This is a genomic window from Roseateles asaccharophilus, assembly GCF_031458115.1.
GTDB classification, from domain to species: domain Bacteria; phylum Pseudomonadota; class Gammaproteobacteria; order Burkholderiales; family Burkholderiaceae_C; genus Pelomonas; species Pelomonas asaccharophilus_A.
Genome location: NZ_JAVDXV010000007.1, coordinates 305,825 through 322,540 on the forward strand (window position 1 = coordinate 305,825; position 16,716 = coordinate 322,540).

The 16,716-nt window shown below is 65.3% G+C and carries 15 protein-coding genes; 9 read left to right on the forward strand and 6 right to left on the reverse strand.

The features are described from left to right. The first annotated feature begins 25 nt into the window (after positions 1-25). From J2X21_RS18550 to J2X21_RS18560, 3 genes are all read left to right on the forward strand, one after another. Positions 26-1,114 (forward strand): glycoside hydrolase family 10-like protein, encoded by a 1,089-nt coding sequence (locus tag J2X21_RS18550; protein ID WP_310331083.1) that lies wholly within the window; start codon positions 26-28, stop codon positions 1,112-1,114. A gap of 67 nt (positions 1,115-1,181) precedes the next feature. Then, positions 1,182-2,039, forward strand: a complete 858-nt coding sequence (locus J2X21_RS18555; RefSeq protein WP_310331085.1) for a sugar-binding domain-containing protein — start codon at positions 1,182-1,184, stop codon at positions 2,037-2,039. Beyond that, the gene (locus tag J2X21_RS18560) at positions 2,032-2,334 is read left to right on the forward strand and encodes a PfkB family carbohydrate kinase (protein ID WP_404667383.1); all 303 of its coding nucleotides are present in this window, start codon (positions 2,032-2,034) and stop codon (positions 2,332-2,334) included. The genes J2X21_RS18555 and J2X21_RS18560 overlap by 8 nt, the downstream gene beginning before the upstream one ends. Before the next feature lie 1,057 nt (positions 2,335-3,391). Here the strand turns inward: J2X21_RS18560 and J2X21_RS18570 are convergent. The 3 genes from J2X21_RS18570 to J2X21_RS18580 all read right to left on the reverse strand — a co-directional run bounded on the left by J2X21_RS18570 (position 3,392) and on the right by J2X21_RS18580 (position 7,150). Beyond that, positions 3,392-3,790, reverse strand: a complete 399-nt coding sequence (locus J2X21_RS18570) for an alkaline phosphatase PhoX (RefSeq protein WP_310331086.1) — start codon at positions 3,788-3,790, stop codon at positions 3,392-3,394. A 976-nt stretch (positions 3,791-4,766) separates the two neighbouring features. Continuing rightward, complete coding sequence (locus J2X21_RS18575) at positions 4,767-6,815, reverse strand: ATP-binding protein (RefSeq protein ID WP_310331088.1); 2,049 nt, start codon at positions 6,813-6,815, stop codon at positions 4,767-4,769. Continuing rightward, complete coding sequence (locus tag J2X21_RS18580) at positions 6,815-7,150, reverse strand: hypothetical protein (protein ID WP_310331090.1); 336 nt, start codon at positions 7,148-7,150, stop codon at positions 6,815-6,817. The genes J2X21_RS18575 and J2X21_RS18580 overlap by 1 nt, the downstream gene beginning before the upstream one ends. Positions 7,151-7,301: 151 nt before the next feature. Between J2X21_RS18580 and J2X21_RS18585 the strand changes: the two genes are divergently transcribed. Then, positions 7,302-7,658, forward strand: coding sequence for a helix-turn-helix domain-containing protein (locus tag J2X21_RS18585; protein ID WP_310331092.1), 357 nt, complete (start codon positions 7,302-7,304; stop codon positions 7,656-7,658). Between the two features lie 74 nt (positions 7,659-7,732). Here the strand turns inward: J2X21_RS18585 and J2X21_RS18590 are convergent, their stop codons facing one another. Then, positions 7,733-7,891 (reverse strand): hypothetical protein, encoded by a 159-nt coding sequence (locus tag J2X21_RS18590; RefSeq protein WP_310331094.1) that lies wholly within the window; start codon positions 7,889-7,891, stop codon positions 7,733-7,735. Positions 7,892-8,020: 129 nt separating this feature from the next. Between J2X21_RS18590 and J2X21_RS18595 the strand changes: the two genes are divergently transcribed. From J2X21_RS18595 to J2X21_RS18615, 5 genes are all read left to right on the forward strand, one after another. Then, positions 8,021-9,040 (forward strand): hypothetical protein, encoded by a 1,020-nt coding sequence (locus J2X21_RS18595; RefSeq protein WP_310331096.1) that lies wholly within the window; start codon positions 8,021-8,023, stop codon positions 9,038-9,040. 562 nt (positions 9,041-9,602) lie between these two features. Next, positions 9,603-9,875: a pyocin activator PrtN family protein gene (locus J2X21_RS18600; RefSeq protein WP_310331098.1), complete on the forward strand. Its 273-nt coding sequence runs from the start codon at positions 9,603-9,605 to the stop codon at positions 9,873-9,875. Positions 9,876-10,501: 626 nt separating this feature from the next. Next, entirely contained in the window at positions 10,502-11,146 is a 645-nt protein-coding gene (locus J2X21_RS18605) for a sensor histidine kinase (protein ID WP_310331100.1), read from the forward strand. After that, positions 11,143-11,802 carry a response regulator gene (locus J2X21_RS18610; protein WP_310331102.1) on the forward strand — a complete coding sequence of 220 codons (660 nt, stop codon included), beginning with the start codon at positions 11,143-11,145 and terminating at the stop codon, positions 11,800-11,802. Before J2X21_RS18605 ends, J2X21_RS18610 begins: the two co-directional genes overlap by 4 nt. Continuing rightward, positions 11,793-12,599, forward strand: a complete 807-nt coding sequence (locus tag J2X21_RS18615) for a bestrophin-like domain (protein WP_310331104.1) — start codon at positions 11,793-11,795, stop codon at positions 12,597-12,599. Before J2X21_RS18610 ends, J2X21_RS18615 begins: the two co-directional genes overlap by 10 nt. A gap of 13 nt (positions 12,600-12,612) precedes the next feature. Here the strand turns inward: J2X21_RS18615 and J2X21_RS18620 are convergent, their stop codons facing one another. Further along, a complete protein-coding gene (locus tag J2X21_RS18620) occupies positions 12,613-13,107 on the reverse strand; it encodes a hypothetical protein (RefSeq protein ID WP_310331107.1) in 495 nt (164 codons plus the stop codon). A gap of 13 nt (positions 13,108-13,120) precedes the next feature. Beyond that, positions 13,121-16,462: an nSTAND1 domain-containing NTPase gene (locus J2X21_RS18625; RefSeq protein WP_310331108.1), complete on the reverse strand. Its 3,342-nt coding sequence runs from the start codon at positions 16,460-16,462 to the stop codon at positions 13,121-13,123. Positions 16,463-16,716: the final 254 nt, after the last annotated feature.

Genomic DNA, 16,716 nt, shown 5'->3' on the forward strand with positions numbered 1-16,716 from the left:
GCCTTCATCGCTCGTTCGTCACCTGTTGGCCACCCTTGCACTGACCACCAGCCTTGGCGCGGCCGCCGCCGAGCCGGTGCGCGGCGTCTGGGTGGCCGGCCCGCAGCACAACCAGTTCTGGGCCAGCCGCGAGGCCATGCGCGCGGAACTGCAGACCATCAAGGCGGCCGGACTCAACAGCGTTTACGTCGTGGCGCTGATGACGGGCCGCACCCTGTACCCGTCGGACCGCATGGCCCGCCTGACCGGTGTGCGCCAGCTGGAGAGCCTGGGCCAGCGTGACGTGATGCGCGAACTGTTGGAGGAAGCCAAGCCGCTGGGCCTGCGCGTCGTCGCCTGGCTGGAGTTCGGCTTCGCCAGCCACTACGGCGACGGTGCGCACGAGGGTCTGCTGAAGCACCGCCCCGACTGGGCGGGCCTCGGCATCGATGGCAAGCCTGTCGTCAAGAACGGCTTCCACTGGATGAATGCGTTCGACCCCGAGGTGCAGCAACTGCTGATCGACCTCAGCGTCGAGTTGCTGCGCCGCTACCCCACACTGGACGGCATCCAGGGCGACGACCGCCTGCCCGCCTCGCCCAGCAGCGCGGGCTACCACCCTGACCTGCTGAAGGCCTACGGCTGGACCCAGGGCCAGCCCTTGCCCGCCGAGCGCGACCCGCGCTGGCTGCAATGGCGTGCCGATCGCCTGACCGAGTTCCTGAAGCGCCTTCACACGGCCGTGAAGGCAGAGCGCCCGTCGGCGGTGCTGAGCCTGTCACCCAGCCCCTACCCCTGGGCGCTGGAGGAGTACTTGCAGGACTGGCCGGCGTGGATGCGCGCAGGCCTGGCTGACGAACTGCTCCCCCAGCTTTACCGGCGCGACGCTGCCAGCTACGAGAAGCTGCTGGCAGAGACTCGTGCTCATGTGCCAGCGGGTCAACTCGACCGCGTGTTCCCCGGCATGCTGCTGGCCTTGGGCCCGGACATCATTCCGAGCGCCGACCTGCTCGCCCAATGGATCACCAGCAACCGTGCCGCCGGGTTCGCGGGCGAGGTGCAGTTCCACAGCATCGGCGTGGCACGCCGATCAGAGGTCTTCCGAAAGGCATACAAGACCCCTGCCCACCCTTGACCGCGAGGAAGAATCGAACCTCGGGGCGGCAGAATTCGCAATCACTGGCTGGCAGCCGTCCGCTACCGTGCCCGCGCCGCTGCTGACCAACGCCATCGCCCGCACGGGCGACGACCTGTCTGGCACCTGGACCTATTCGCGCGACCGCTACCGCGTCAGCCTCGGTGACATGAACGGCTCGCCGCCCGACCCGCGCAATCAGCGCTACCGGGACATCAACGTGCAGGCCGAGGAGAAGGCCAACCCCAGCCTGTTCTTCGAGTACGACATGCAGCGCGCGCCGCGCGTGACGCTGCCGGGCTCGTGGAACCTGCCCAACACGGAGATGCGCTTCTACGACGGCCTGGTCTGGTACCAGCGCACATTCGTACCGACGCAGCTGACCGGCCGCGCCTTCCTGCGCTTCGAGGCCGTCAACTACAAAGCCAGCGTCTACCTGAACGGCCAGTACGTCGGCTCGCATGAAGGCGGCTTCACGCCGTTCAGCTTCGAGATCACCAAGCTGCTGCGCGCTGGCGAGAACCAGATCACGCTGGGTGTGGACTCCACCCGCACCGACGAGAGCATCCCACCGACGCTGACAGACTGGGAGCTGTACGGCGGCGTGACGCGCGCGGTGCGCCTCGTTCACGCGCCCACCACCTACATCGACGACAGCTTCATCCGCCTGGGTCACGACGGCCGCATCCACGCCAACCTGCGCCTGGATGGCCACCGAGGCCGACGGCAACCCGGTGCTGAGCACCACCACCTACGGCCAGGGCCGCGTCTACTTCTGCTCGCTGCCTATCGAGCTGGTGATGGCCAAGCAGCCGGGCGTCAGCGCCGCCACCGACGCCCATCCGCTATGGAAGCTGTCCGACGAAGACCTCGCCGGCCTGTTCCGCACCACCAACCTCGCCAGTGCGTTCGAGCAGCTGCGTAGCTGGCAGCCCGAGGCCATGGTCCTCTACACCCGCGGTGCCGACGTCGCCTCGCTGCACATCGGTGACCGCCAATGGAGCGAGCCCGCGCTGCGCGTCAACGTGGTGGACACGGTCGGCGCCGGCGACGCCAGCATCGCCGCCCTGCTCTTCAGCCTGATGCGTCGTGGCGAACTGCCGCCCCACGAGCACCTGCGCTTCGCGCTGGCCGGCGGCGCTGCGGCCTGCGTGACGGCCGGCGCCACGCCGCCCTCGCTGCAAACGATCGAAAACCTGCTGGCGACGCAATCCCTCTAGCAGTCACCATCAACCGGCATGACGTCAGCGAGCACGTTCCCGCGCTGGTGCGCTGCATGCTGCCGGATACAACGTTCGGCGCGAGGAACAGTTGGCACCGCAACAAGTCTCTTGGGCCGGACAGATCATGAGATTGACGTCCCACGACCCGGGCCACCGCGTGACACGGGTGACGCACCGCAGATCGGCGGAATTGACCGACTTGCAAGCGCCAACGCGCGCAAGTACTCAACGACCGTGGGCATCAGCACATCGATCGGTGGTCGGACAGGCGGCAAGCTGCGGGCGACTGCGATTTGCATGCCGCGAGTCACGACGCCCCGGCTACCGCTGGAACTCGAAGAATTAGGGCTTTGCGCGTTCATATGGTGATCTCCTTCTCTTGCTGATCACCTTAGTCTGGGCGATCGCATGCGCAAGCCGACCGAGGCATTTAGAAATCTGCGCAGTGGGCATGCAGGTTCTAATTCTGTCGATTGGGGCTATTTTTCTCCTATGAGGGAGCACGTTTCGACGTGGCCTCAGTGTCGGATGTGTATCGACGTTGGCCACGACATCCTTGTGCGAAAGACGTGAACTTCCCGGCTCGGGCAAAGCTGCCGCCTAGCTGCAAGGGCAAGACCCCGACTTGCCTTAAGGTATGCCCGCTCCTGGGTCACGGACGACCAGTTGGCGCCGAGTTGGCCCGCAAGCCCGCCTGATGTTGGTCCGACTTTGCCAGGCATGGGCGGCTCGTCGCCCGCTCGGCGGGGGGCCATGTTTGACCCAAGTTGGGCCACTTTTTTCCCAGCGGGCACTTCCAAGGGCGGCCCAGCGAGACCTGGCGCCCCTCTGCTGGCCCAGGGTGGCCCACTGGCGGCCCATTTGGTGGGCCACTGGCGGCCCAGCGAGACCTGGCGCCTCTCTGTTGGCCCAGGGTGGCCCACTGGCGGTCCATTTGGTGGGCCACTGCGGCCCAGCGAGACCCGGCAACCCTCGTTAGCAGGCATGGACTTGGAATCGAACGGATCGATCTCGACCACCCAGCCGAACAGGCGGGGCTCGTTGGGATTTGTCGTTAGGTCCCAGCGCAGGTCGGTGGCGTGCCAGCGGCGGTAGCCGAAGCCGGTCGCGGACAGGCAATAGCGGCTGTTGAGCTTGCCAAGTTCGGTGCTGGTAGACGTGTCGACGGCACCAGTGCTACCGAAGTGCCGTTCCAATTCTCTTCGCACGTCAGATAGGCACCCCACGGCGTGATGCCGTTGGCGCAGTTGTTTACCGTGCCATAGCAGACCATGACGTTGGTGGCGTTGCCAGTGGCGACCGACATGGTGTCAGCAATGACGTACTCTCGAGTGCGCAGCGGTGCTTGGCCGGCAGCCAGGCCGGCGATGCGCATCGGCGTGTTGGACGTGATACGTCGACCATAGGGCGAGCTCTTGACGGACGTCCACTTGCCAGCGACGCGGCGAGCCACCAGCGGTCCAGTGAGTCCTGACGACCGCGACCACAAACAACACGTGTACAGAACCGTCGCATAGATCGCAGACGACCAAAATAAACGCGACGCATCTCAGCTCATGCGTAGAATCCTTCTCACTACAAGTCGCCTGCATGCCGCGAGCAGGCGTTAACTCAAGGACCGGCCTTTCATCAATGAGCATCATTCATGCTCGCGGGACGACGATGTCACCCGCTTCTCCGCAAGCCAATCGGCTTGTCATCGCAAGTTGGCTTCAACTTCACAAAGCCAAGTCTGAGGCAAAGATCCGCCGACACCGGTGGCGTTGACGCCAATCACTCCAGCTGTCGAAAGACAGCCGCCGCCACGATCAAGGCCGCGCATCCTCTATCAAATCACTTCGAGCACATCAACGCCGATGTCGTCCGGCGCGTTCTGATCCAACGTCGCCAGTGACCCGCTGCACGCCGCCTGCCCCACCGGGGCGCGCCCTGTAGCTTCAAGGTGTACGCATCCCCGACACGGTCGTAGTCGGGAGGGCTTTGCGATTGATGTTGTTCCAGCGCGGCAACCGCCGGGCCCACCGCAAGTCGCTCTCCCCTTCGGGGCCAAGCGCCGGTGTCGTCCAGCGAGTGAGTCCGAACGCAAACGAAACCCTAGCCATGCATGCTGCCGTCGTCATGCGCGCCTTGCCACCTGGGCAAGCGCGATTCGGCCCATGCATGAGCGCGTCCAGCCACACCGCCTCGCCGCGTGTGAGCCCCGCGCTTGACCCAGCCTTAGCGGAGGCTTGGGTGTGCTTGTTGAGTCCTGAAGGAACCCGCTCGACCTATCCAATCCGGCGCATGCCGGCGCGGAGAAAAAGCCTGCCCTGACGAGTGCCCGCCGCGGCGCTGCAAAGGAGTGATGCAGCGACCGATGGCACCCCAAAACGAATAGATGGCTGCGATGCCAGGCACTGGCACTGGCACGCCTGAAGCAAACTGCGCGATCACCTCGAGTGCAACTGCGCGACAGCACGCTCGACATCGACCATCAAGACGGTGCGCCGCTCGCCCTGAACGCCGACGTCGGCAAATGTGGCATTGACCGCCGAGTTCAGCACACCAATCACATCAGCCGGTCCTGCCGCGCCAATGCATGTGGCTAGGCCGACAGCATCAACGTCCGCGTCAAGCCGCAGCCTCCTCGAGTTGGCTTCGATGTAATGAGCAATGAACTCCACAAGATGTTCGCCGCGGAGGATGTCGAAGAACAGCTTCTCGCCAAACCTTCCGCTCCGCTTTGCCGCAGCATCGATGGCGTCTGCGTTGTTCGTTGCGGCCACAAAAACAACCTCAGGCACCGCACCCATCGCTCCATCAATGGCCTTCAATATCTCGTTCGTGGCCGTCGCATTGAACGAAGAGCTGCGGTCTTTGAGGAGATCGTCCGCCTCGTCGATGAAGACGAAGGCTGGACGGTGGGTAGTGGCCAGCTCGATGAGCTTGTCGAAGCTGCGCGGGTCAGCCAGGATCTCTGAGGTCTTCACCTCGAAGACATGCCAGTCGCCTAGCGTCCTTGCCATCGCGTTGACGAGGCTGGTTTTCCCCGTACCCGGTGGCCCGTAGAGAAGGATACCGCGCGGCGGCGTCCCGCCCTGCTCAGCGATCTCGTCCCAATGAGCCAAGCGCGTAACGATCGAGTTTGCTTGACGACGAACGTCCGGCAGCAGATACAAATCCTGCAGCTTCAAGCCAGCGCCCGGAATGTTGCCGGACCGCCTGCTCACTGCGCGGTCTGCCGCCATCACCATACCAAGATCAACCGCCCAGGAAGAGCTGGACAGCGAGTCGCGGAGTCGCTTGACCACGTTCTCTATGAACGCAGCACTGCGACGCTCCCATCGAGCCGCGGTCTTGCGCGCCAGCTCGTCAGACAGCTGTACGCCGTGCTTGGCCGCCAGCGCGGTGAGGATGCCGTGGCGCGCATCTGTGTCAGGCCAGGGAATCTCGATGCGGAAGTCGAAGCGGCCGTCTCGCATGATCGCAGGGTCAATGTTTGCGAGGTGGTTCGTGGCAGCCACCAGCAGCACCGGATGCCGACGCAGACGGTCGATCTGCTGCAGCAGCGTGTTGACTACCTTCGTATCCTCCTGATGGACACCAGCCCGGTCGCGGCGGGGTGCAATGGCGTCGATCTCGTCAATGAACAGCACGCACGGCGCGGAATTGATTGCATCCGTCACCAGCGTGGTGATCTTCTCGGCAGACTCGTTGACCCACTTCGACGTCAGGTCCTGGGTGCCTACGCGAAGCAGCGGAAGCTTCAACTCTCCAGCCACTGCCTCCGCCATCATCGACTTCCCGTTGCCTGGCGGGCCAGTGAAGAGGATGCCGTTGCGATCAACGGCTACGGCGTTCGACGCCTTCGCGCCCTTTCCTGATGGCGACCAAGCGCGGAACTGCTGCAGGACTGGCGCGAGGTCGGCTTTGAGTTGCTGCATACCGGCTACGGATGCGAAGTCTCGAGTGGGGGCAGCACGATCAACACGAGCCGACGACCCATCTATCTCGGCAGCACCCCTTTCCCGCGAAGGAAGCAGCTTCCACCAAATCCTGGCGAGCGCCACGGCTAGGGGACCAGAGCACGCTGCAACAGCGAGCGGGTAGGCCCACTCGTAAGCTCCCCACCCCCGCGCGCTGATCAGTGGCGCCAGCAGCACGAGCAACATGAACCCGCCGCCAGCGGCGACCAACAAGGGCGCGGTGGCCAGTGCGATGCTACGGTCGCGCATCGGCACTACCGCTACCCATCCCAGCACCACGCAGGCCGTTGCGATGGCCGCTTTAACCAGCAAGGCCAGCGAGGGCAGCTCGAGCGCGTGATGCCGTGGCCAGATTTGGACGCTGGTTCCCCCGAGAGAAACTGCCAGCCACAGGGCGAGGACAGGCAAAGGCGCAAGAGCGAGGCTGATGAACGGGTAGCGGCTGAACACATTGCGAATTGCACTGAACACGCCAAGGACGGCCAGGAAGAACAGCTCGAAGAGCGAGGACATCACTTCGTCTCCAAGCCTGGTTCCAAGCGGATCACGATCCTGCGGCCGGTCATACGCACCGCACCGTCAATGGCTTGGGTTGCACTGCGTCTTTCAGCGGGCGAGCCCTCCACGCGAACAAGGAACCCAACCACTGGCTCGTTCAGCGGCCCGTCTTTCGTGAAAAGCACGGGCTTCACAAACTTGCAGCCGAGGCTGCTGTCGCAGGCTTTGGCAACGGAGGCAACGACCTCATCTGGCAGCGCTTGTCGAGGCAGGTAGAAGGCGAAGTAGGTGATTGCGATCGCCATTGCGCTGGCCACCACGGCGGGCACGGCAAGGTTGAGCAGTTGCAAGCTTGGGCTTGTGGAAGGCAAGGTCATCCTCGAAGGAACGCGTTGTTGACAAGGTATCTGGACTACCCGCATGCGCAAGCAAGCCGCACGGCGGTCCACCACCAAACGTTAACGCACCTTATAAGGTGTAGTCCTTTAAGGTGTGCAATGAGTGAATGCGGGCCGCCTCGAGCCCGCGATGACACCCAAGTCACCCAACCCAAACTTCGCCAAGGCGCTTCGCGCCGTGCGGTTGGAACGCGCCCTGTCGCAAGAGGACTTCTATGACGTGTCAGGACGGACGTATGTCAGCCGACTGGAGACCGGCGGCGCAGACCCCACGCTATCCAAGATCGTCCAACTGGCCCAAGTCCTCGAGGTTCATCCGCTGACCCTTTTGACGCTGGCTTTCTGCAGCAAGGGCACACCCGCTGAGGTAGATCGACTGCTGGCGACCGTGACGGTGGAGGTCAGCTCTTTCGAAGATCTACAGTTGGGTGAACCGGATCGACGTCGACGCGGTAGGTGATCTGCCGGTGGCAGCCGCTGAGGCTTCAGGGTATGCCTGCAGCGCGAGATCGGACGTTCACAGTTGGCCGTTGGTCAAACTGACTGGTCGACCAACGCAGCAATTTCGGCGCGCCGATCTCTAGCCTCGTTCTCGCTGGCCCGCTCCATCCTGAGCGCGACCAGCAGCGTCAAGACTGCGAAGGCCACCATGCCGATTAAAACCCAGAACATTGGTTGGTTCAAGATTTCCATAGGGTGATAGTAGCGGCATGACCGCTGGTGCATGCAGCACAGCGTCTAGATGGCACAACCATCAGCACCTCGAACGCTCGCACAGAGCACTTTGGTTGCGCATGCTGCCTCCATCAAGAAGATGGAGCCATGAAATCACTGTTCGACCATGCAGGCTCTGGCTTTGGAACACGTGCGGACGGCTGCCTGGCCCGCGACACCGACCCGCTGCTGACGGCTGTCCGAAGTGCCAATCGCGCTGAAATGGAGCGGCTAGCGGTACACGCACCCGACGCTGACACTGAAGTAGTACGCCTCCAGCGGCTTGCCGAGACGGCTTGGGGCCGCTGCAAATCAGGTGGTCGGGACGTCAGATATCAGATAGTGGCCTGGCCATTCTTGGCGAACTTCCCGCAAGGCGGCCGTGTACCGGCGCAATTTGACATGGGCAGCCCGCTGAGCCCCACGGGGAAGCTCATGACCGAGTTGTGGAGCGCCATGTTGCCAAAATCGCCAGGTGTCCACGTGTTGCCGTTGCGCCTAGGGCTGCACGCGCACACTCTATACAGCGTGGCCCCAGATATCGTCCAGCGCTGCGTTGCATCTACTGCGAATGCGATAAGACTCGGTGATCAGCCAAGCCCGAGCGGACTTCGGCCAATAGAGCGAGACAGCCCATTTAGTGCGTACGGCTTGTTCCACGCGCCGGTGTTGTTGCAAGCCATCGTCGCGACCCCTGGCGATGAGCCCGTCTCGTTTGTGCGCGACAGAGCCGCGGTGGAAACCGCGCGCCAGCTCGTTGCTTCGAAGCTCAGTTTGCCAACGGCAACACCACGAGTTCTTCCACTCATGCCGTCGACGCTCTTTGACTCGCTCGAATCGACACTTCGGGCCGAGAGCCTGGCTATGGCGCTTTGGCGAGGGCCCGCGGATGTAACCACTGCCGTCACGATTCACTACGACGCCAAAGAATCACCCACGCTGCACCGTAGTGCCAGCATGTGGGTGGGTTCAAGCAGGGACACCGTGAGCTCAGACGATCGTTTCGACGTGCGCTGGATGCGCCCTGCGGCCATAGAGCTGTGCATCGCGGAGGGGCGTCTCGTGGCCGGCAATGCCGAGGCCTGGATGTTCTATCAGGCTCGAACGGCTGCGGGTATATGCAACTAGCCGCTGCTCGCCATCGTGTCATGTCGCCCCCCGTACTTGCGCGGCACTTTCATCATGAATCCGGCCGTGAGATTCTTCTCAATGCGGTCGGAACGAGGAACCGTCACGCGGGACAACTGAAGTACATTTCGGCCGCGACGGTCCTGTCACCGTTGTCTCTCATCAGCTTTCACATCGAGAGCCCCCGCCGTGATGGCGGCGCGGCGTTTCCTCGATCAGGCGCAGCCAGTCAGGCTGCCCAGTCATCCAATCTGTCATCGAACTCAATTGTTCGGCGAGCGTTCGCTCGCGCCTCTCGGTCCTCTGCCCTCCTGGGCCTCCCATTCACCAATGGGACCTCCCGACGACCGTGCCCATGCCACCAACCTCCGAAGTGATCCCACGGGGAACCTTCGCTCGATTGACGGAGAGCACACATGACATACCGAACCTGCGCGCCGTTTGATGCTGCGCTACTTGCGCTACAGCCCGCTTCCACACCCACAGCAGGCAGCATCCAACAAGGGTTCTCAAGCCACATGGCCCAACACGGGGTTCAGGTTGCAACGCGGATGGCTAGCCTATGAATACTGCATTCATGCTGCTAGCCCAGTACAGCGGCCAGCCCGTCATCCCCGTGGAAAAGGTGGTCCCCGATTTCTTTGGCCACCTTAGTGTCGACATATTCATCCGCAAGGTGTCAGCCGGCGAAATCGATATACCGATGATCCGCATTGAAGGTAAATCGCAGAAGTCGGCCAAGGGGATCCACTTGAACGACTTGGCCGACTACATCGACAAGCGTCGCGCAGCTGCTGTTAAAGAAGCCAGTCAGCTCGCGGGAAGATCCGCGTAGCCTGGCGCACGGTGATCTGGCCGGGTCAGGAAGAAGCGAAAGATGTTTCGTCAAGCTGGCCGTTCCCACGACGTGGGAACGGCCAGGACTGCAGTTCTCGGGCACAGGATTTCAGGCTGAAAGCAGTCAGTTGAAGCGCCTCATTGCGAGGAGGCTAGACATGCGCACGACTCCGCGCCCGCGGAAACACGTTCGTATGCCTTCTGCTCGCTTTGCCTCGCATCTAGCGCGAGTACGACGCCCGTACCGCGCAGAAACAGCCGCGCATCGCACCCCTAGTTCTAGGCAAAACCGGCACCGGAAGGTTTCCGGAAGGTCGCGGGATGGTCCGTCGCCTAGCGTGAAAGCTCCTCTCCCGTTGGGCCTCCGGCCGGCGGCCAGCTTTCCAACCCAGAGCCTCCATGAATCACCATGCCCGTCCGAGCGCCACGCCCGACTCCTCGCCCGCCGCTCAGTCAATCGGGTGCGCCAGTCGACCCCGGTGCCCTTCCGAAAGCGGGGGGCGCATGCCTCGTGCGCTGCGACATGCTCCTCAACGCTGCTGGCCGCGAGCGGCCGCCGTGCCCCCGGACTCTGGCCGAGAGCGGGAGCACCTTGCGCAGCTCCTGCATGACCAGCTTGGCGGATTGCTCGTCCAACTGCGGCTGGCCTACGGCGCATGGCGGCAAGAGAGTCTGCCAATCCATCTGCGGTCCGGCAGCGCACAGGATCCACGGGTTGATCCGGGAGCCGTTTTTGATAGCTTGCTGCGTGAACTGTCCGACACCGTTCGCCGCCTGAGCTTTGCCCTCGCTCCGCCGGCCTGGCACGACGACCTGCTGGCGGCGCTTGAGTCCGTGGCTGCTGAGCTGGGTTTACGAAGCCAGCTTAGGGTCCAGCTCGACACGAGCGAATTGCAGGCCGAAGGAGCGCCGACGATGCAGGCACCACTCCGTGCCGTGGTTTGCCGCGTGGTTCGGGAGCTGGGGCTCAACGTTCAAAAGCATGCAGGCGCCTCCGCCGTCCTCATTCATGCCCGGCCGTTGTCGGGCAGGCTCTGCGTGAGCGTCGAGGACGACGGTTGCGGACTGGCAGGCGATGTTGCCAGCCCCAGGCAGAGCCTGGGCCTGCGCAGCGCGCGCGCGCAACTGCAAGCGCTGGGTGGAGACCTGACCCTGCACCCTAGGCCTGACCGGGGCACCTGCGCGACCCTGACCCTGCCATTCGAAGCTGCACTCGCCGACCCGGCCCCAGTACCGCGCGGTCCACTCTTTGCCAAGGAGACTTCATGACACTGCGCCTTGTCCTGGCGGACGACCATCAATTGGTTCGGGAGGGCCTACGAGCCTTGCTTTCGCGCGATTCAAGAGTCGAGGTAGTCGGCGTCGCCGCTGACGGCGCCACGGCCGTAAAGCTCGTGCGGCAACTGCAGCCTGACATCCTCGTCACTGACATCGCCATGCCTGGGCTCAACGGCATCGAGGCGACGCGCCGGGTGCGCGCGCAGGCGGAGACTCAAGTGATCTGCTTGTCCATGCACGGCGACCAGCGCAGCGTGGTCACGGCGCTGCAGGCAGGCGCCAGCGGATTCGTGCTCAAGGACGCCTCGTGCGACGAACTGCTCGGCGCGGTGCGCGAAGTCGCCACCGGCGGCATCTACATCAGCCCGGGAACGATGGGCGGGCTCGTCGAAGAGATCAGGGACCGCCAGCGTCTGCAGGCGGCACTCCCCGGGCCGGTGCTGACCGCAAAGGAACGCGAGATCCTGCAGCTTTTCGCTGAGGATCTCAGCACCCAGGAGATCGCCGACCGACTCAAGGTCAGCGCCAAGACGGTGGCAACTCACCGCGAACACGTCACTCGCAAGCTCGGCGTGCGGGGCATCGCCGGCATGACGCGCTACGCCCTGAGTGAAGGACTGACCGCAGGGGGGCTGGCATGCCGCTGATCGCCTACTCCCTGCCCAACTGGGTGCTCGGCGCCGGCCTGGTCTGCGCCTGGGTCCTCATCGCTCTCGCGATGCAGCAGCTGTTCCCGCAGCGCTGGCGTGACCGCGCCAGCGATACCGACCGCAATGTCGCCCTCGCCGCGCTCGGCGTGATCGCGACGATCAATTCGCTGCTGCTGGCCTTCTCCGCGGTGTCGGTGTGGGACTCGTTTGCCACGGCGGAGCACGCCGTGCAGCGCGAGGCCACGGCGGTCGCCCAGCTCGGCCGCTCGCTGACGGTACTGGACACTTCCCAGGCGCGACTTGCCCGGGAGCGGCTGCGGGCCTACGGACGCAGCGTCGTGACCCGTGAATGGCCGGAGATGCAGCAGGAAAGGCAGAGCCCGGCGACCCTCGCCGCCTTTGACGCCCTGTTCGGCGCCTTGGGCGACCTGAAGCAGTCCACGCCGGCCGAGACCCCCCTGCTCACGCAGACCTGGCAGCAGGCCAACGATCTGCTGGACTACCGCCGCGCGCGGCTGCAGGCCGCCAAGGGCAAGGTGCCTGGCACGCTCTGGGCGGTTGTGTTGGTGGGCTCGGCCCTGACGCTGCTGCCCATGGCCGTGCTGCCGATCAGCACGAGCAGCCGCGGGGCACTGCTCGTGCTGGCGGTGACCTTGGGGCTGGTCTTCCATTTCGTTGCAGCCATGGACCGGCCCTTCCTGGGTACGGAATGCGTGACCGCCGAGGCGATCGAGGACGCACTGGCCGGGCTGCAGCGGCCGCCGCCCCGGCCAGCGACCGCCGTACCGCCCTGACGGGCGGTACGGCTCAGGTACCGCTGCCGTTGCGGATCTCCGGATCCGCCGTGGCGATCAGTTTCTGAGCTCCGCCCTCCGCAGGCCTGCGGAAGATCAGCACCACGCCGCGGGTGGTGCGCGACTCGACTGGCACCTCCACCGAGCCCAGGCCCTTGCGAGTCACGGCCATGAAGGTGCTCGGCATCTTGCAGTCGAACTCGAGCGTCTTGGCCACCGCGGAGAACAGCGCCACGCCTTTGTCAGGCTCGACGCCTTCATCCAGGGTGTCCAACGCGGAGGCCGGCATCTGGCCCTGCTGCTGGAAGGTGATGCTGCCGCTGTTCGCGTCGGTGTTGATCTGTTTGGAGCTCACCGGCTGCCAGCTGGAGTCGAAATAGGCGCACTGCACCAGGTTCTCGGTCGGACCAGGATCGGCCTGCGCCACCTTCGGCTTCAGCGGCACGACGAAGTAGACGGTGGTCGCTTGGATGCCAACAGTGTCGGCGTTGTTCTGCGGTTCGATCATGGAATCTCCTCATTCAAGGGTGCTTGGAAAGCGGTGTCGAAAGCTGTGCTGCCGTGGTCGACGGCAGAGTTAGCGGCAAGTAGCCGTCGGCGACCAGGCGGCGAGCGACCAATGCGTCAGCGCCCTCGCCGGCGGCGCAGGTGCGGGCGGCCAACCACGCCTGCAGAGCTAGACCGGCCTGCCCGCCATCGACGGTGGACTGCAGCCCCTCGCGCAGCCGGACGCAATTCGTCGCTGCGGGGACGACGCCCCGTGCGTCGCGGATCCCCAGTGTCAGCAGTGCCCGGCGGGCCTGGATTTCGCGCATCTGCCAATAGCTCGGTCGCTGGCGCAGCAGATCCTCGAAGGACTCCGCGCTGTCGCCGAGCATGCGTTCAACCGCAGGCCAGTCCCCTCTCGAGGCCGCGCGCTGCGCGGCGGCAACCACCACGCGGAGCAACGCCTCCTTGCGCTGGAACTCGCGGGCTGGGTCCGTGTCCGACGTCCCCTGCAGACGTGCGGTCAACTCGGTCAGGTCGGCGTCGACCGGCTGTCCGGCATCGAGCCGCGCCAGCGCGAGATGACTCTCGGCATGCAGCCGATCGATACGCCAATAGGCGTTGCTCGGGTCGTGGCGCTCCGCCGCGCGCAAACGCTCCACACCGGCAGTCATCACGACGACCGCCTCCAAGAGACGACCAGCGGCACGCATCGCCTCGGCGCGTCGCAAATCCAGCGTGCCGAGGTCGCGCAGACGCAGCTGCTCGTCACCCCTGCCCTGGGCCAGAGCGATGCGCTCCTGGCGGGCAGCGTCGTAGTGCTGTAGCGCCTCGATTGGCCGGCCCCGCACATGCGCCACCAACCCCAGCCATGTCCGCGAATTGGCCACGCCCTCGAGGGCTTCGACGTCGGCCGGCGCGCGCGACAGCGCGTCCTGCTTTAGCGCCAGCGATTCCTGGAACCACCGCTGCGCGGCCTCCCATAAACCGCGTCGGAACGTGATCGAGCCCAGGCTGTTAAGCGCGTAACCGAGCTCTGCAGTCGCGGCGGGATCCCCGGGCACAAGCTGCCGCCAGCGCGCGCTGGCTTCGCGGTAGCGGCTCATGGCCTCGGTTGCAGCGTCGAGCTCGCCCGCGTCGAACGAAATCTGGCCCAACCAGAAGGAGGCGGCTCCGAGCGTGCGGAAATAGTCGCCGGCATCCAGATCCGGAAGTTGCCCCCGGGGGGCCAGGTCTTCGAGCATCTGGCGCGCGGCGTTGAGAGCATCGACGGCGATATCCGTACGCCCATGGCCCCGACTGCTGTTGACCTCCCCGATGACCACCAGTGCGCGGGCACGCTGCAGGGTGTCAGCCGCCGCACTGGCGGCTCCCTTGCCGTCAGGCGTCGCCAACACCTTCAGGCCTTGCTCGCCGATGCGGCCGAGCAGGTTGAGTTTGCCGATGGGCCGCAGATCGTCGGCCAGTTCACCCAGCATGAATGAAGCCAGCTGGCGGCTCTGGCGGTCGCGCTCGGCGGCAAGATCGGCCTGGTGCGAATAGCCGACGGCCGCGGTGACGGCGGCGGCGGCCAACAGCAGGGCGCCGGCCGTGGCAGCGCCGAGGCTCCACCGCTGCCGTCGCAGTCTTCGCTGCGAGCGCCTGACGAAGTCGCTCTCCTGCGGTCCGAAGAGGCCCGGCGCCTCGGCTAGCGCCCGCGTCACAGTCCACAGGGTATCGCCCCGCGGTAGCAGCAAGGCACCGGAGCGCCCGGACTCGACCCAGCGGGCCACCCACGGAACCAGGCCGTCACGTGCGACCAGGGCCGCCCGGTGGCTCGCCACCCATGCGGTCACCCGAGGCCAGCGGCGCAGCAGCGCCTCGTGCGCGACGCGATAGCCCTTGCCGCTGCTGGCCAGGTCGGCCACGAGCAAGCGGGCCTCAACGAGGGCCTCTACCAGCGCTCGCTCGTCGGCATCGACGAGCTCGTCATCCGGCATCCAGCGGCTCGTCGGCGCAGCCTCGTCGCCCGCGAGAGTGACCAAGCGCGACAGCAGCTGCGAGAGTGCGCTCTGCCGCGCAGCTGGCAGGCCGTGGAGCAGGGCCTCAGCGCGCCGACCGATCGCCCCCTCGAGGCCTCCCAATGCTTCATATGAGGCCCAGGCCAGGATGTCACCCGGCTCGCGGTTCAGGTACAGCTGCTGCAGCGTGTACTGCAGCAAAGGCAGGGCTTCCGGTGACCGCATCGCATCGACGCACAGGCGATCGTCTAGGCGGTTCAGACCGCTGTCGTCGCTGCCATAGCTCAGCCCGGCGGCCCTGGCGGGCAGCCGGATGATCTGCGCGATCTCGCCGGCGCCGGGCGGTGCGAGGTCGAAATGGGCCCCGGCCTCCTTGTCCTCCATCAGCAGCGGCTGCCGCGCCAGCGCGGCATAGAAGTCATTGCGGCAGACGCCCAGGACCAGGATGCGGCCGCTTCGCAGCAGGTCGCCGAGCGTGGCCAGCCACGCACCCACATGTGCCGGATCTTCCTGTAGTAAGGATTCGAGCCGATCCAGCACCAGCAAAGGTGGCGCGGCGAGGCGGGTGCGCGGGCCTGCAATCGCGTCAAGACCGATCTCCAGCTGCCGCACCACCTCCTCGGGCCGCTCGCGGAGGGCTCCGGACAGGCTGTCTATGCTGTAGCCGGACAGCAGCGGCACGCCGGCGTAGTCCCAGTCCAGCAGCGCACCGGCCAGCCCCGCCCATGTGTCGGGCACCGTCCCGTCGGCCGTGCGGCCGAGCGCGCCCAGGTCCACCGTGGCGGTCGTGCAGACATGCAAGACCGCGCCATCGGTCGCGTCAGCCACCGGCTCAAGTAGGGCCGGCAACAGGCCTGCCTGGACCAGCGATGTCTTGCCCGATCCACTGGGCCCCAGCAGCATCACGAGCGGATGGCCGCGACGCCATTGCCGGTCCAGGCGGGATCGCAATTCGGCCACGGCCGCGTCGCGCCCGAAGAACACACTGGCATGACCCAGGTCAAAGGGCTCTAGGCCGCGAAACGGTGACTGTCCGCGCCAACCCTCGGCATGGCTACGTGGCCCCTGTTCGGACAGCACTCGGATCGGAGCCACGAGCCGGTAGCCCCGTTTGCGTATGGTCTCCAGATAGACGGGCTCGGTCGCGCTGTCATGCAGCGCGCGCCGCAGGCCGGCGACGACCTTGTGCACCGGGTTGTCGCCTTGGGCAGGCGCTTCCGGCCAGCATTGCTGCAGCAGGGATTCCGCCGAAACGACCACGCCGGGCTGCCGGCACAGCGCCACCAGTACGGCCATGGGGCGCGGCTCGAGCGTCACGCACTCGTCAGCGCGGCTGAGGCGCCGCGTGGCCACGTCGATCCGCCAATCGCCCAGCAAGAAGCCGGCCGGTCGCGGGTCTGTCGCTGTCGATCCCGTTGCTCTGACCCTCGCGAGCGGTCCCGGAGCTACGGCCTCGGCGCCCTGCGTCGAGGCCGTGCAGGAAAGGGGGCCGTCAGCGGTCCGGTCCATATGTGCACTCCCTGAGCGTGGCCTCTGCGAGGGCCCGTGACGGTCAGTTTAGGAGCACACGCACCGCCAAGTCAGCATTGCTGTCCCCAATAAGTCTGACAGATTGACAGCCTGAGGAAAGC

Bases quoted from the DNA above. Each gene is read 5' to 3' on its own strand.
- J2X21_RS18575 (WP_310331088.1), bottom strand. From the start codon at position 6,815: ATGTCCTCGCTCTTCGAGCTGTTCTTCCTGGCCGTCCTTGGCGTGTTC.
- J2X21_RS18590 (WP_310331094.1), bottom strand. From the start codon at position 7,891: ATGGAAATCTTGAACCAACCAATGTTCTGGGTTTTAATCGGCATGGTG.
- J2X21_RS18595 (WP_310331096.1), top strand. From the start codon at position 8,021: ATGAAATCACTGTTCGACCATGCAGGCTCTGGCTTTGGAACACGTGCG.
- J2X21_RS18600 (WP_310331098.1), top strand. From the start codon at position 9,603: ATGAATACTGCATTCATGCTGCTAGCCCAGTACAGCGGCCAGCCCGTC.
- J2X21_RS18610 (WP_310331102.1), top strand. From the start codon at position 11,143: ATGACACTGCGCCTTGTCCTGGCGGACGACCATCAATTGGTTCGGGAG.
- J2X21_RS18615 (WP_310331104.1), top strand. From the start codon at position 11,793: ATGCCGCTGATCGCCTACTCCCTGCCCAACTGGGTGCTCGGCGCCGGC.
- J2X21_RS18620 (WP_310331107.1), bottom strand. From the start codon at position 13,107: ATGATCGAACCGCAGAACAACGCCGACACTGTTGGCATCCAAGCGACC.